This window comes from Spirosoma oryzae (assembly GCF_003002825.1).
In the GTDB taxonomy this organism is placed as follows: domain Bacteria; phylum Bacteroidota; class Bacteroidia; order Cytophagales; family Spirosomataceae; genus Spirosoma; species Spirosoma oryzae.
Genome location: NZ_PVTE01000002.1, coordinates 179,005 through 192,789, shown reverse-complemented (window position 1 = coordinate 192,789; position 13,785 = coordinate 179,005). Strand labels below are relative to the sequence as shown.

Here is a 13,785-nt window from a genome sequence, read left to right as displayed (position 1 = left end):
GATGCGCACCGAAGTAGAACGCGTAGCTGAATGGTTTTTTTGTTTTTGCCTACTTTAGATTCCGCTTTTCAGGGGGCACAAATCAACCAAAAGAAGTAGCTTAATTAGAATCCGTATAAATAAAAATGTAGCAATAAATAACTAAAGGCCAATTTTTGCCGAACAGTGATCGTATCGTACTTTTGTGAGCCAAGAAAAAGGTAGTAGTGTTTATGTTGATTCAATCAATTAAAATGCGTCTCGAAATGAGCCATTTATACAGAGTTTTAGGGACCGCTTCTCTAGCTCTGGCGCTGATGGTAGGCAGTGGCCGGGCCCATGCCCAAGACTCGTCCGCTACGGCAGCACCAGCTGGAGGTGCATCAACTGCTGCCGCTGCACCCGCTGGCGGTGGTGGGGGCGGTGACGCCGAAAAAGGGAAAACGCTTTTTACGAACAACTGCGCGCAGTGTCACTCGACGGGTGACGATGTGCTGGTTGGACCTGGTTTGAAAGGTGTTCAAGCACGAACACCTGGAAAAGAGTGGCTTTACAAATGGATTAAGAATTCGTCGGCTGTCGTTGCTAGCGGTGACGCGTATGCTAACCAGGTTTTCAACAAATTTGGTAAAGTTCAAATGTCAAGCTTTCCTAGCCTGACAAACGCCGACATCGACGGTATTCTCGCTTACATCGATCAACAGAGTGCTCCTGCTGCTGCTACAGGGACAGATACCAAAGGTAGTGACAAAGGCGCACCTTCAAGCGGTGGAACCGCTGCTGCATCTGGTCCTTCGGAATTGTTTACGATTGTTCTGGTTGCGCTTCTGATCGTAATGGTTCTGGTACTTGGCGTACTGCTGGCTATTGCGACCATCCTGTCAAAAGCTGTAACGCCAGCAACGGCAGAAGGAACCCAGCCGCAGTCTTCGTTTGCACAACGTCTGAAGCAGGGTCTGTCGGACACAGTCAACAATTCGACAATCCGCTCGGTAGTTATCTGGCTGTTCCTGTTGGTAGTGGCGAAAGAAACAATTGACGGTGCTTACAGCATCGGTATTCAGCAAGGATACGCGCCTAAGCAACCCATCGCATACTCGCACAAGCTACACGCCGGTCAGTACAAGATCGACTGTAACTACTGCCACACGGGTGTGAATAAAGGCAAAAGCGCTACCATCCCTGCAGCCAATATCTGTATGAACTGCCATGGGGTTATCAAGAAAGAGTCGCCTGAGATTCAGAAAATCTACGCGGCTATCGAAAATAACCAGCCGATCGAGTGGATTCGCGTACACAACCTGCCTGATCTTGCTTACTTCAACCACGCGCAACACGTAAACGTTGGTAATATTCAGTGCCAGACGTGCCACGGTGAGATCGAGAAGATGGAAGTGGTCGAACAGCGTTCGTCATTGACGATGGGCTGGTGTATCGACTGTCACCGTCGGACTGAAGTAAACACGAAAGGCAATGCCTACTATGATAAGTTGGTTGCGCTGCACAGCAAAGACAGCAAAGAGCCGCTGAAAGTTGCTAACATCGGTGGTCTGGAGTGTTCGAAGTGCCATTATTAAGATCCATGAGTAACGAATAGCAAGCAAGGCTCAAGTACGGGTCGACCTGCTATTCGTTATACTATACCCATTATTCGTTTCAGCAAGCGCTGGATTATAACACGCATGGAAAATACATCTAAACGGTATTGGAAAGGGGTAGAGGAACTACGCAACGATGCAACGTTTGTAAAACATGCAGCTAGCGAGTTTAACAACCCTGATTTGACCGACTCGTCAGACGACATTCAGGGTCTGCTGGGCGGATCGAACACCCAACGCCGTGATTTTCTGAAAGCAATGGGTTTCGGAATGGCCGCTGTTTCGTTGGCTGCCTGCGAAACGCCGGTTCACAAAGCAATTCCGTACATCAACAAGCCCGTTGGTACGTTCCCGTCAATCTCTGACTATTACGCATCAACGTATACAGACGGTGGCGACTACGCGGCTATCTTGGTAGAAACGCGCGAAGGTCGGCCCATCAAAATAGAAGGTAATCCGCTGTCGAGCATTTCGAAAGGTGGAACTACGGCTCGCGTTCAGGCTTCGGTTTTGTCACTTTATGACATTGATAAACTGAAAGGTCCCAAGCGGGGTGATGCCAATATTGACTGGGCTACTGCTGACCGCGAGATCACAACGCAACTGGCATCTGTTGCCGCACGCGGTGGTGCTATTCGTATCGTGACGGGTACAATCCTAAGCCCTTCTACGAAAGCAGTTATCGCCGATTTCATTGCGAAGTACCCAACGGCTCAGCATGTCATGTACGATGCAAATTCGGCATACGGTGTTGTTGTGGCAAACCAACAGTCGTTCGGACAGGCGGTTATCCCGTCCTATGACTTCAGCAAAGCCAAAACGATTGTCAGTGTTGGCGCAGACTTCCTCGGTACCTGGATTGCTCCACTGGAAAACGCGAAGACATACATTCAGACCCGAAAAATTGGTGCAGTTGGCAAGGGCAAAAAGACCATGTCCCGCCTGTATCAGTTTGAGACGGGATTGTCGCTAACAGGTTCGAATGCTGATTATCGGTCAGCTATTAAGCCTTCTCAAGAAGGTTTGGTTGTTGCAGCCCTATATAATAAGGTTTCTTCGAAATTAGGCGGTTCGCCCGTCAGTACTCCAGCTGTAGATGTGCAGTACCTTGACAAAGCTGCTGCTGAACTGACTGCATCACGCGGTCAGGCACTGGTTGTGTCGGGTTCCAATGATCCAAACGTACAGGTTATCGTCAATGCGCTGAACAGCCTGCTGGGCAGCTACGGTACGACCATCGATCTGGGTACGCCCGTCAACTACCGGCAGGGTAATGACCAGCAAATGAATGCGTTTATCAACGACGCAAAAGCTGGTCGCATCGGTGCCGTTATTTTCTACGGAGCGAACCCCGTCTACGATCATGCTCGTGGCGCTGAGTTAGCCGAAGCATTGCCGAAAATCGGACTGTCGGTTTCGCTGGCTGACCGGGCTGATGAAACTGCATCGCTGGCAAAGTTCATTGCTCCGGCTCCGCACTTCTTGGAAAGCTGGAGTGATGCCGAGCCACACCGTGGTTTTTACAGCCTAACCCAGCCGGCTATTACGCTGATTTATAACACGCGTCAATTCCAGTCGAGTTTACTGAAGTGGGCAGGCCGTCCGTCGGATTTTCAGGTTTATCTGAAAAACTTCTGGCGTACGAATTACTTTCCGCTGGCAAGTGGCTTCGGTTCGTTTGACGAGTTCTGGGTGAAATGCCTGCATGACGGGGTTTTCGAGCCAAATAAAGGTAAGGCTGCTACGGCTGCTACGTTCGCGGGAAACACAGCTGCCGCTGCTACTGCTGTTGTTCAGCGGTACAAGCCAACAACGGGTATGGAGTTGGCATTGTACGAAAAAGTAGGCATGGGTGCCGGTTCTGTAGCGAATAACCCATGGCTTCAGGAATTGCCTGACCCAATTTCGAAAGCGTGCTGGGATAACTATGCTGCTATTTCGCAGAAAACAGCTGCCGACATGGGCTTAGCCCAGAATGATCTGGTTACCGTTACGGTAAACGGTAAATCGGTGGAACTTCCAGTTCTCGTACAGCCTGGCCAAGCTGACAACACGGTATCGATAGCCATTGGCTTCGGCCGTGAGAAAGCCGGCAAGTCAGCCGATGGTGTAGGCAAGAACGTGTTCCCATTTGCTAGCCTGGTCAACGGCGTTGTAACGTTCAGCGCGTTCAGCGCAACCGTGGCGAAAGCAAGCGGTCGGCGTGAAATTGCACAGACGCAGACGCACGAAACGGTCATGGGTCGCCAGGCTGTTTTGCAGGAATCTGTTCTGGCAAGCTACGTGAAAGACCCCAAGGCTGGTCGTTATATTCCGCATGTCGTGACGTCGGAAGGCCCAAAGACGCCGACAGACATTTCGCTCTGGAACGGTTACGGAAAACCGAACCACTCGTGGGGTATGGTCATCGACCTGAACTCATGTATCGGTTGTGGTGCCTGCGTAGTGGCCTGTAATGCTGAAAACAATATTCAGGTTGTTGGTCGCGAAGAAGTAATCAACCGTCGTGAAATGCACTGGATGCGTATCGACCGGTATTACAGCAGCGATGCCGAAGCGGAAGATTACTCTGCTCTGGAAATTGCTTCTGCCAATCCAGAGGTAACATTCCAACCGATGCTCTGCCAGCATTGTAGCAACGCACCCTGCGAAACGGTATGTCCAGTACTGGCAACCACGCATAGCACGGAAGGTCTGAACCAGATGACCTATAACCGTTGCGTAGGTACTCGTTACTGTGCGAACAACTGTCCTTATAAAGTACGTCGCTTCAACTGGTTCAAATACTTCGATAACGATAACTTCGATTACCACTTCAATAATGATCTGGGTAAGATGGTTATCAATCCCGACGTGACAGTACGTTCACGCGGTGTCATCGAAAAATGCTCGTTCTGTGTACAGCGTATTCAGGAAACGAAACTGACCGCGAAGAAAGAACGGCGTCGTTTACAACCTGATGAAGTTCAAGTTGCCTGTGCACAGTCGTGCCCGACGGAAGCAATCATCTTTGGTGATATGAACAATCCGGAGAGCACAATCTCGCAAACGCTTGACGTTGAACGCGAGGGTCGCGCCTTCCACGTACTTGAGGAAATCAACGTACGGCCGCAGATTTCTTATCTGACCAAGATCCGTAACAAAGACGAAGCGCCGAAACAGGAGCGCGTTCAGAAAACAACGGAAGCTTAAGATCAACTAAAGTGAACAAGGAGTTCCACAAGAACTTCTGGTTAATAGGACCAATCGTTTACATAAGAAAATAGTAACAATATGTCGCATGTTACATCAGCCGTAAGAACTCCTCTCGTCACCGGTGGTAAAACCTATGCCGACGTAACAGAGGACATCAGCAGACAGGTTGAAGGTAAGCCAACTCGTGAGTGGACGATTGCCTTCACGATTGCTGTCGTTGTGCTCATTTACGGAGCCGCCTGTGTCTTTTGGACATGGTGGGAAGGCTTAGGTGTGTGGGGGCTAAACAAAACAGTAGGTTGGGCCTGGGACATCACCAACTTCGTATGGTGGGTCGGTATCGGTCACGCCGGTACGCTGATCTCGGCCATTCTGCTATTGTTCCGTCAGAAATGGCGGACGGCTGTAAACCGCGCAGCAGAAGCTATGACGATCTTCGCCGTTATCTGCGCTGCAAGCTTCATCCTGATGCACATGGGTCGGCCATGGCTGGCGCTGTGGGCGTTGCCACTACCAAATACTTTCGGATCACTGTGGGTTAACTTCAAATCGCCACTTGTCTGGGACGTATTTGCGATCAGTACCTATTTCACTGTATCGCTGGTGTTCTGGTATATGGGTCTGCTGCCGGATTTGGCAACGATTCGTGACCGTGCTCGTAGCAAAGTATCACGCTACATCTATGGTGCATTCTCGCTCGGCTGGAACGGTTCGGCAAAAACATGGGCTCGTTACGAATATATCAGCTTGATTCTGGCTGGTCTTTCGACCCCCCTCGTACTTTCGGTACACACAATCGTATCGTTCGACTTTGCGACCTCGGTTATCCCCGGCTGGCACACCACGATTTTCCCGCCGTACTTCGTTGCTGGTGCTATCTTCTCGGGCTTTGCCATGGTACAAAACCTGGTACTGATCATTCGGGTCGTGTTCAAGCTGGAAGATTACATTACGGTAGAGCATATTGAATCGATGAATAAGGTCATTACCCTGACCGGTTCCATCGTGGGTGTTGCTTACCTGACGGAGTTTTTCATCGCCTGGTACTCAGGCGTAGAATTTGAAAGCTACGCATTTATCAACCGTGCTACGGGACCATATTGGTGGGCATATGCAGCCATGATGACCTGTAACGTAATCTCTCCGCAGCTATTCTGGTCGCGGGCGATTCGCCGGAGCGTCGTCTGGACGTTTACGTTGTCCGTCATTGTAAACATCGGTATGTGGTTCGAACGGTTTGTAATTATCGTTACGTCGCTGCACCGCGATTACCTGCCATCGAGCTGGGCAATGTTCCACCCGACGCTGTTTGACATCAGTGACTATATTTTCTCGTTTGGTCTCTTCTTCACCTTGTTCCTTCTGTTCTCCAAGTTTCTGCCAGTAGTTAACATGGCCGAAGTGAAGACAGTAATCAAGTCGTCGTCGGAGAAGCTTCCTGCATCAGTATCTGGTGTTGCCAAAGGCGAGCGGGTAACGAGTCCGACATTCAACAAGAATATTGATTAACCAACTGACTGTGTTCTCGAGCAGAGAATCAGCGAGTAACTAACTAGTCCTGATCATGTCAGACGTGCATAGCAACAGCAAGTTCCTGGTAGGTATCTATGACGACGATGATGTCGTGTTACAAGCCGTAAAGGACGTTCGCAAAGCAGGCGTAAAGATTCATGAAGTATATTCTCCGTTCCCAATTCACGGGTTGGATGTAGCGCTGGGCCATCCCCGGACGAAGCTGGGTATAGCTGCTTTCCTTTTCGGTCTGACAGGAACGCTGACGGCCATATCGTTGACTTTTTATACGGAAGGGTACGACTGGCCAATGATTGTGGGCGGGAAAGACTCCTATTCGCCAATCATTTACATTCCTATTTTCTTCGAGCTTACCGTACTGTTCAGCGCTCTGGGCATGGTGGCGACGTTTCTCCTGTCTAATGGACTAGGGCCTACTGTCAAACCACTGATGTATGATCTACGGACAACCGATAACAAATTTGCCATGACAATCGACATGAGCAAAAACGACATCGGCGAAGGCGACATAGAAAGCATCCTTAAGCGTTCTGGTGCCGCTGAAGTTAATATCAAGCAGTTTTAAATCCAGTCATGATTAGAATCTCATATAATACGGGCATCGTAGCGCTGACTTTTGTGGGGCTGATCGTTGCTGGTTCCGGTTGCAAACGCGGCCACGATAACACCGGGGTAGAATATGCTCCCCAGATGTACGATGCCGTTGGTTACGAACCTTATCGTCAGGTTAAGCCAAACGAAATCAATCCGATGAAATTGAACATGCGTTTACCTGCATCGGGAACAGTGGCTCGTCCTAACTACCAAACGAAATTCGGGAGTGGTGACTCAACAAGTGCTGACCTGATGCTGTACAACATTCCAGCTGACAGCATTGGTATCTCGGAACGCGTGTTGAAAAACCCGATCCCACAGAGCGAGCAGGCACTAGCTGATGGTAAAGTGTTGTACGGCCGTTACTGTCAACACTGCCACGGAGAAGGCGGAAAAGGTGATGGTCCGGTTGCCGCTCAGTATAAAGGTGTTCCAAACTACTCGTCGGATGCGTTAAAAACGCTTAACGATGGTCACATTTTCCACGTAATCACCAACGGTAAAGGTCGTATGTGGCCCCACGGATCACAGATCACGCCGGACGATCGCTGGAAAATTGTTCAGTACGTTCATAAACTGCAACAGGGTTAATCAAGGCTGGTAGCCGACTTCAGAAGTATTGAAGTCGATTAAAGAAAAACGGCAAATTTATCAGGAATGGCATCGGCTCACGCAATACCGTCTGTAGACGAACAATTTGAATTTACGGCTGACTCCAAGCGCCGAATCCTTATGGGGTTGGGTGCTGGTGTTGTTTTAGTTGCCCTAGGTTGCTTCCTGGCAGCATCAGGGGGCGGTCATGAAACGCACGAAGTGGCACATGCGGCTGGTGCAGAGCATGCTGAAGGCGTGGCACATCATGCCTATAAGTGGACAAACCGTCTATGGGCTAACGTGTGGCTGAATGCAATCTATTTTACGGGTGCTTCAGTAATCGGCATGTTCTTTATGTCGTACAACTACCTGGCCCAGGCCGGATGGTCCGTTGCTTTCAAGCGGGTACCTGAAGCATTACCTGCTTACTTACCAATAATGGGTATTGTTGTTCTGGCAGTGTTCTTCCTGGCTGGTCACGATTTGTTTCACTGGACAAATCCTGCGCTATATGATACAGCGAGCCCGGAATACGACCCAATTATTGCTGGTAAGCATGGTTTTCTGAACACGCCTTTCTACGTCATCCGTGTTGCACTGTACTTTGTGCTGTGGTACGTACTGTGGCGTATGATCAGAAGCTACTCGCTTCAGGAAGATCTATCGGGTGGTACAGATTACTACTACAAGAGCCTGCGTGTCGGTGTTATATTCCTTGTTGTGTTTGCCGTAACATCGTCGACGTCTGCTTGGGACTTTGTCATGTCGATCGATACACACTGGTTCAGTACCATGTTCGGTTGGTATACATTGGCGAGTTGGCACGTTACTGGTCTGGCCATCATCACGCTGACCGTTCTGGCGCTCAAAGAGCGGGGCTATTTACAGATTGTAACGGAAAGCCACCTGCACGATCTGGGTAAGTTCATGTTTGCCTTCAGCATTTTCTGGACTTACGTGTGGTTCGCGCAGTTTATGCTTATCTACTATGCCAACTTGCCTGAAGAAACGATCCATTACAGAGAGATCTTCAGTGGCTTCGGCGGTATCTATAAGGCCCCATTCTTTATCAACCTGACGCTGAATTTTGTCTTCCCGTTTCTTGTTCTTATGACAACGGCAGCGAAACGTACTGGCATCATTTTGAAAGTAGCAGCTTGGGGTATTGTGATTGGACACTACTTTGATTTTTACGTAAACATTATGCCCGGAACAGTTGGTTCTCATGGCGGTTTTGGTCCGATGGAGTTCGGTATGATTCTGATCTTCGCGTCGGGCTTCGTATGGAGCGTTTACAGTCAGTTAGAGAAAGCAAATCTGGTTCCGAAGCATCACCCGATGTTGGAAGAGTCGCTGCACCACGATATCAACTAGTAACTCATTACCTCTATGATTTATATAGTCGCCATTTTATCAGTAATCTTTCTCGGTTTGGCTGCATTGGTGGTCTCCCGGATGGCTGCTGTCGTAAAGAATGCAAATGGCGCCAATGACTCGGAGTTCTCGGTAACGAGCAACCGTATCAACGGTGTGCTTTTCCTAGTCTTCTTTATCGTTGGCCTCATTGGAGCTGTTTGGTCGTTCATGTACGCACGTCAGTTCTTTTTGCCCGAAGCATCGTCACCACACGGCCGTCGTACAGATTTCCTGTTCTGGTTGTCGATGGGTATAATTACGTTTGCCTTTGTCGTTACGAACGCCCTGCTATTCATTTTCGCTTGGAAATATCAGCACAAAGAAGGCCGTCGGGCTGCTTATTATCCTGAAAACCACAAGCTGGAATTGATCTGGACAGTAATTCCTGCGGTTATCATGGCGGTACTAGTGTTTACGGGCTGGCGCGCTTGGCGCGACATTATGGCAGAAGCGCCTGAAAATTCACAAGTTTTTGAAATTGTCGGTAAGCAATTTAACTGGATTGTACGCTACCCAGGTGTTGATAACAACAAGCTCGGTGCTTACAACTATAAGCTGATTGATAACGCGAACGATACAGGTATTGATTACACTGACGAAGCGTCGTTTGATGATTTTACCAGTACAACGGAACTACACATTCCCGTTAATAAGCCTATTCTACTTAAAATCCGGGCACGTGACGTACTGCATAGTGTGTTCATTCCTCACATGCGGGTGAAAATGGATGCAGTACCAGGCATGCCAACCCGCTTTGCGTTCACCGCCGATAAAACGACGGATGAGATGCGGAACATAACAGGTAACCCAAACTTTGGTTACGAAATAGCTTGTACAGAAGTCTGCGGACGTGGACACTTCTCGATGCGAATTCGGTTAATCGTAGAAGATGAAGCTACCTGGCAGGCATGGTGTAAAGAGCAAAAACCGCTTCTTTCATCGACTCCAGAACTAGCAAGCCGAATTCCTGCAAACTTGAAGGCGAAGGCTGCGAAATATTTAGAAGGAGCTGCTGCCCCTTCAGACAGCACAACGGCGTCAGTACAGCAAGGTGGAGTGAACGTAGTATCTGCTGCTACGATACGATAAGACTGAACCTATTTTAAAAATCAAATACTATGGCGACTATAGAATCTAACTCACCCGCTGTGGCCCATGCAGATGTGCATGATCACCACGAGCCGCAGAGTTTTTGGCGCACATACGTTTTCTCTGAAGATCACAAAACGATTGCTAAGCAATACCTGATTACCGGTATCATTTGGTCGGTCATTGGTATTAGCCTGTCGGTGATGTTCCGTTTACAACTAGGTTTCCCTAGTATGAAAATGGACTTCCTACGGCCAATCCTTGGTACCTGGATTGATGAAAGCGGCAAGTTAGACCCAGACTTTTACCTGGCTTTGGTAACAATGCACGGTACTATCATGGTATTCTTTGTATTGACAGCCGGTTTGAGTGGTACGTTTTCTAACTTCCTGATTCCGCTTCAAATCGGTGCCCGTGATATGGCATCGGGCTTTTTGAACATGCTATCGTACTGGTTCTTCTTCCTGGCCAGTGCGGTTATGTTTGGGTCGTTGTTCATTGAAACGGGACCTGCAGGTGGTGGATGGGTTGTATACCCACCATTGAGTGCATTGCCGCAAGCACACAAGGGATCTGAGTTTGGTATGACGCTTTGGCTCATCAGTATGGCACTCTTTATCGTGTCGCAGCTATTGGGCGGTATCAACTACATCACTACCGTTATCAACCTGCGGACACGGGGGATGTCGTTCAGCAAACTGCCTCTGACAATCTGGGCTTTCTTTCTGACAGCTGTACTTGGACTTATCTCATTCCCCGTACTACTTTCGGCGGCACTGCTACTCATCTTTGACCGTAGCTTTGGTACAAGCTTTTATCTGTCAGAGATTTATGTGAATGGCGAAGCACTGCCAAACGTTGGTGGTAGCCCGATCCTTTTCCAGCATTTATTCTGGTTCTTGGGGCACCCCGAGGTATATATCGTACTGCTGCCTGCGCTGGGAATGACCTCAGAAATCATCGCAACAAACTCACGTAAACCAATTTTTGGTTACCGGGCGATGATCGCGTCGATGATGGGTATTGCATTCCTCGCGTTCATCGTGTGGGCTCACCATATGTTTGTTTCGGGTATGAATCCATTCCTTGGATCGGTGTTCATGTTCCTGACACTCATCATTGCAGTACCATCAGCGGTAAAAGCATTTAACTACATCACGACGTTGTGGCGCGGAAACATTCGCTTCACGCCAGCAATGTTGTTCTCGATCGGCCTTGTGTCGTTCTTCATATCGGGTGGTCTGACCGGTATTATTCTCGGTAACTCGGCACTCGACATTCAACTGCACGATACATATTTTGTCGTAGCTCACTTTCACCTTGTGATGGGGGCTGCTTCAGCGTTCGGTCTGTTGGCAGGCGTATATCATTGGTTCCCCAAAATGTTTGGGAAGATGATGAATGAGAAGCTAGGGTATATTCACTTCTGGCTGACGTTCATTGGCATTTACCTTGTGTTTTTCCCAATGCACTATGTCGGTATTGCCGGGTTCCCCCGTCGTTACTATGCATTCACGAGTTACGACTTTACGAAGAACATTTTCGCTGACATGAACGCGTTCATTAGCTTAGCCGCTATTTTCACGTTCACTGCTCAGTGGATCTTTATCTACAACTTCGTTAACAGTATTATTCGTGGTCGCCGTGCAACACAGAACCCATGGAAGTCGAACACATTAGAGTGGACGACACCAATCGTTCCAGGACATGGCAACTGGACTGGTGAGATTCCTGCTGTTTATCGTTGGCCATACGATTACAGTAAGCCGGGTGCGAAGGAGGATTACATTCCGCAGAATGTACCTTATTCACAAACTCTCGAATCGAACTTGCCACACGAGAATGAGTTGATCTCGCTTGAAAAAGAAATCGAGGCACAAAACTTAAATGATCAGTTCAAACAACCGCACTGATTTAGTCCGCTTCCGTACGCTTGCTCTCCTGACAGTGCTTATCATTTACCTGCTTATTTTAGCAGGTGGCATTGTCAGGGGAACTGGCTCCGGAATGGGATGTCCGGACTGGCCGAAGTGCTTTGGCCAATGGGTTCCCCCAACCAACATCAATCAGCTCCCACCAAACTATCAAGAGATTTACGGTGCCAAGCTGAAAGGAGAAGTTATCTTCAATCCAGTCAAAACCTGGATCGAGTATATTAACCGGTTGCTTGGCGTTCTGTCAGGCTTCTTTGTTTTTGCGACACTGGTATCGTCAATAGCCCTGTTTAAAAGGGATAGTAGTCTCTTCTGGGGCAGCCTGGCTGCATTCCTATTAATAGGCGCGAATGGCTGGCTGGGTTCGAAAGTAGTGTCTACCGAGCTGGCACAGTATCTGATCACAGCGCATTTGCTCCTCGCCATTTTTGTTGTGTTTGCCCTGCTATATGTATGGGTGAAAGCAAATAAGGAAAGCTGGTCACTGAGCGAGTCTGTTAGCTCACGACATACGCGTAAAATTCGCAACGTTGCGATGGCAGTCATTGCGTTGACAATTATTCAGTTAATACTGGGTACAGAAGTACGCGATCAACTCGATGCTGTCGTAAAGCGTCTTGGTTACGACAATCGGCAAGGATGGATCGATCAGCTGAACTGGCCTTTCTACGTTCACCGAAGCTTTTCATTACTGGTGTTAGGAGCACATTTGTACCTCATACATATCATTCAAACAGCGGTCAAAAACGGTATCGTTAAAACGTTTGGTGTTATTCTAGTGGTACTGGTTATTTTCGAAATTGTCACTGGAGCAGTTATGGGGTATTTCGCTGTTCCTGCTTTTGCTCAACCAATCCACATACTGCTGGCAGTCATGCTGGTTGGCATTCAATTTATGATCGTGTTGCTGACATCTCAACGAGCTACCGAGCGGGTTGACAAAATGGTGTCATTACAATCCAGCTAAATGGAACGAGTAATTTTGGTTAAAGAAGCCCTCGTAGAGCGGCTTGCTGTATACATCGAGTTAATAAAGTTAAAGCTGACACTGGCGGTTGTATTTTCCGGTGTGTTTGGCTACTGTCTCGCTTCACAGTCAGTTGTCTGGTGGAAAGTAGCCGTGTTAGTAATCGCGTCGATCGCGATTACGGGCGCTGCTAACATCATAAATCAAATCATTGAAAAGGATTCGGACCGTTTCATGAAGCGGACGGCTGTACGCCCATTACCGACCGGCCGTGCAACCGTTACTGAAGCCGCCTGGGTTTCGCTAGTGCTATTCTCGCTCAGTGTTTTCCTGTTTGTATATGTATTCAACATCCGGGCAGCATCACTGGCTGTGCTGTCGCTGCTGCTGTACGGCTTTGTATATACCCCTCTAAAGAGACGTGGTCAGATTGCCGTTTTTATCGGGGCGCTGCCCGGTGCGTTTCCGCCCATGATTGGCTGGGTAGCGGCTACCAATCAGTTTGGCTGGGCACCAGGTATCTTATTTGCTATACAATTTTTTTGGCAGTTCCCGCACTTCTGGGCTATCGGCTGGTTAGCATTCGATGAGTATAAGAAGGCTGGAATACAGATGATGCCGGGAAAAGCAAAAGACTCGGATACGGCCTTCCGTATCATGCTCTATACCTTGTTTTTAGTACCGGTTGGTTGGCTGCCATACATGCTGGGTATGACCGGTATACATTCTGCATTCATCGCCATGATCGGCGGAATCTTGTTTCTGGCACAGACGTTTCACTTAATGAGAACTTGTACGGACAAGGCAGCGCTTCAAATGATGTTTGGCTCGCTGATCTACCTGCCGGTTGTTCAAATCGTGTATTTACTCGATAAAGTGTAACAGC

10 protein-coding genes are annotated in these 13,785 nt (G+C 48.6%); all 10 read left to right on the top strand.

Translation table 11 applies throughout. The annotated features are described in order from the left end of the window. Window positions 1-212 precede the first annotated feature (212 nt). The 10 genes from CLV58_RS02980 (at window position 213) to cyoE (ending at window position 13,781) form a co-directional block, all read left to right on the top strand. On the top strand, window positions 213-1,556 hold the full coding sequence (locus tag CLV58_RS02980) for a c-type cytochrome (RefSeq protein ID WP_106136291.1): 1,344 nt from the start codon (window positions 213-215) through the stop codon (window positions 1,554-1,556). A gap of 105 nt (window positions 1,557-1,661) precedes the next feature. Beyond that, complete coding sequence (locus tag CLV58_RS02975) at window positions 1,662-4,769, top strand: TAT-variant-translocated molybdopterin oxidoreductase (protein WP_106136290.1); 3,108 nt, start codon at window positions 1,662-1,664, stop codon at window positions 4,767-4,769. A gap of 81 nt (window positions 4,770-4,850) precedes the next feature. Beyond that, on the top strand, window positions 4,851-6,281 hold the full coding sequence (gene nrfD / locus CLV58_RS02970) for an NrfD/PsrC family molybdoenzyme membrane anchor subunit (protein ID WP_106136289.1): 1,431 nt from the start codon (window positions 4,851-4,853) through the stop codon (window positions 6,279-6,281). A 55-nt stretch (window positions 6,282-6,336) separates the two neighbouring features. Beyond that, window positions 6,337-6,870 (top strand): DUF3341 domain-containing protein, encoded by a 534-nt coding sequence (locus CLV58_RS02965; protein ID WP_106136288.1) that lies wholly within the window; start codon window positions 6,337-6,339, stop codon window positions 6,868-6,870. 8 nt (window positions 6,871-6,878) lie between these two features. Further along, entirely contained in the window at window positions 6,879-7,490 is a 612-nt protein-coding gene (locus CLV58_RS02960) for a c-type cytochrome (RefSeq protein ID WP_106136287.1), read from the top strand. A 66-nt stretch (window positions 7,491-7,556) separates the two neighbouring features. Then, window positions 7,557-8,867: a quinol:cytochrome C oxidoreductase gene (locus CLV58_RS02955; RefSeq protein WP_106136286.1), complete on the top strand. Its 1,311-nt coding sequence runs from the start codon at window positions 7,557-7,559 to the stop codon at window positions 8,865-8,867. 15 nt (window positions 8,868-8,882) lie between these two features. Then, a complete protein-coding gene (locus CLV58_RS02950) occupies window positions 8,883-9,998 on the top strand; it encodes a cytochrome c oxidase subunit II (RefSeq protein ID WP_106136285.1) in 1,116 nt (371 codons plus the stop codon). Between the two features lie 29 nt (window positions 9,999-10,027). Further along, window positions 10,028-11,911, top strand: a complete 1,884-nt coding sequence (locus CLV58_RS02945; protein WP_106136284.1) for a cytochrome c oxidase subunit I — start codon at window positions 10,028-10,030, stop codon at window positions 11,909-11,911. Beyond that, entirely contained in the window at window positions 11,886-12,899 is a 1,014-nt protein-coding gene (locus CLV58_RS02940; RefSeq protein WP_106136283.1) for a COX15/CtaA family protein, read from the top strand. The genes CLV58_RS02945 and CLV58_RS02940 overlap by 26 nt, the downstream gene beginning before the upstream one ends. Beyond that, window positions 12,900-13,781 carry a heme o synthase gene (gene cyoE, locus CLV58_RS02935; protein WP_106136282.1) on the top strand — a complete coding sequence of 294 codons (882 nt, stop codon included), beginning with the start codon at window positions 12,900-12,902 and terminating at the stop codon, window positions 13,779-13,781. The last annotated feature ends 4 nt before the right edge of the window (window positions 13,782-13,785 follow it).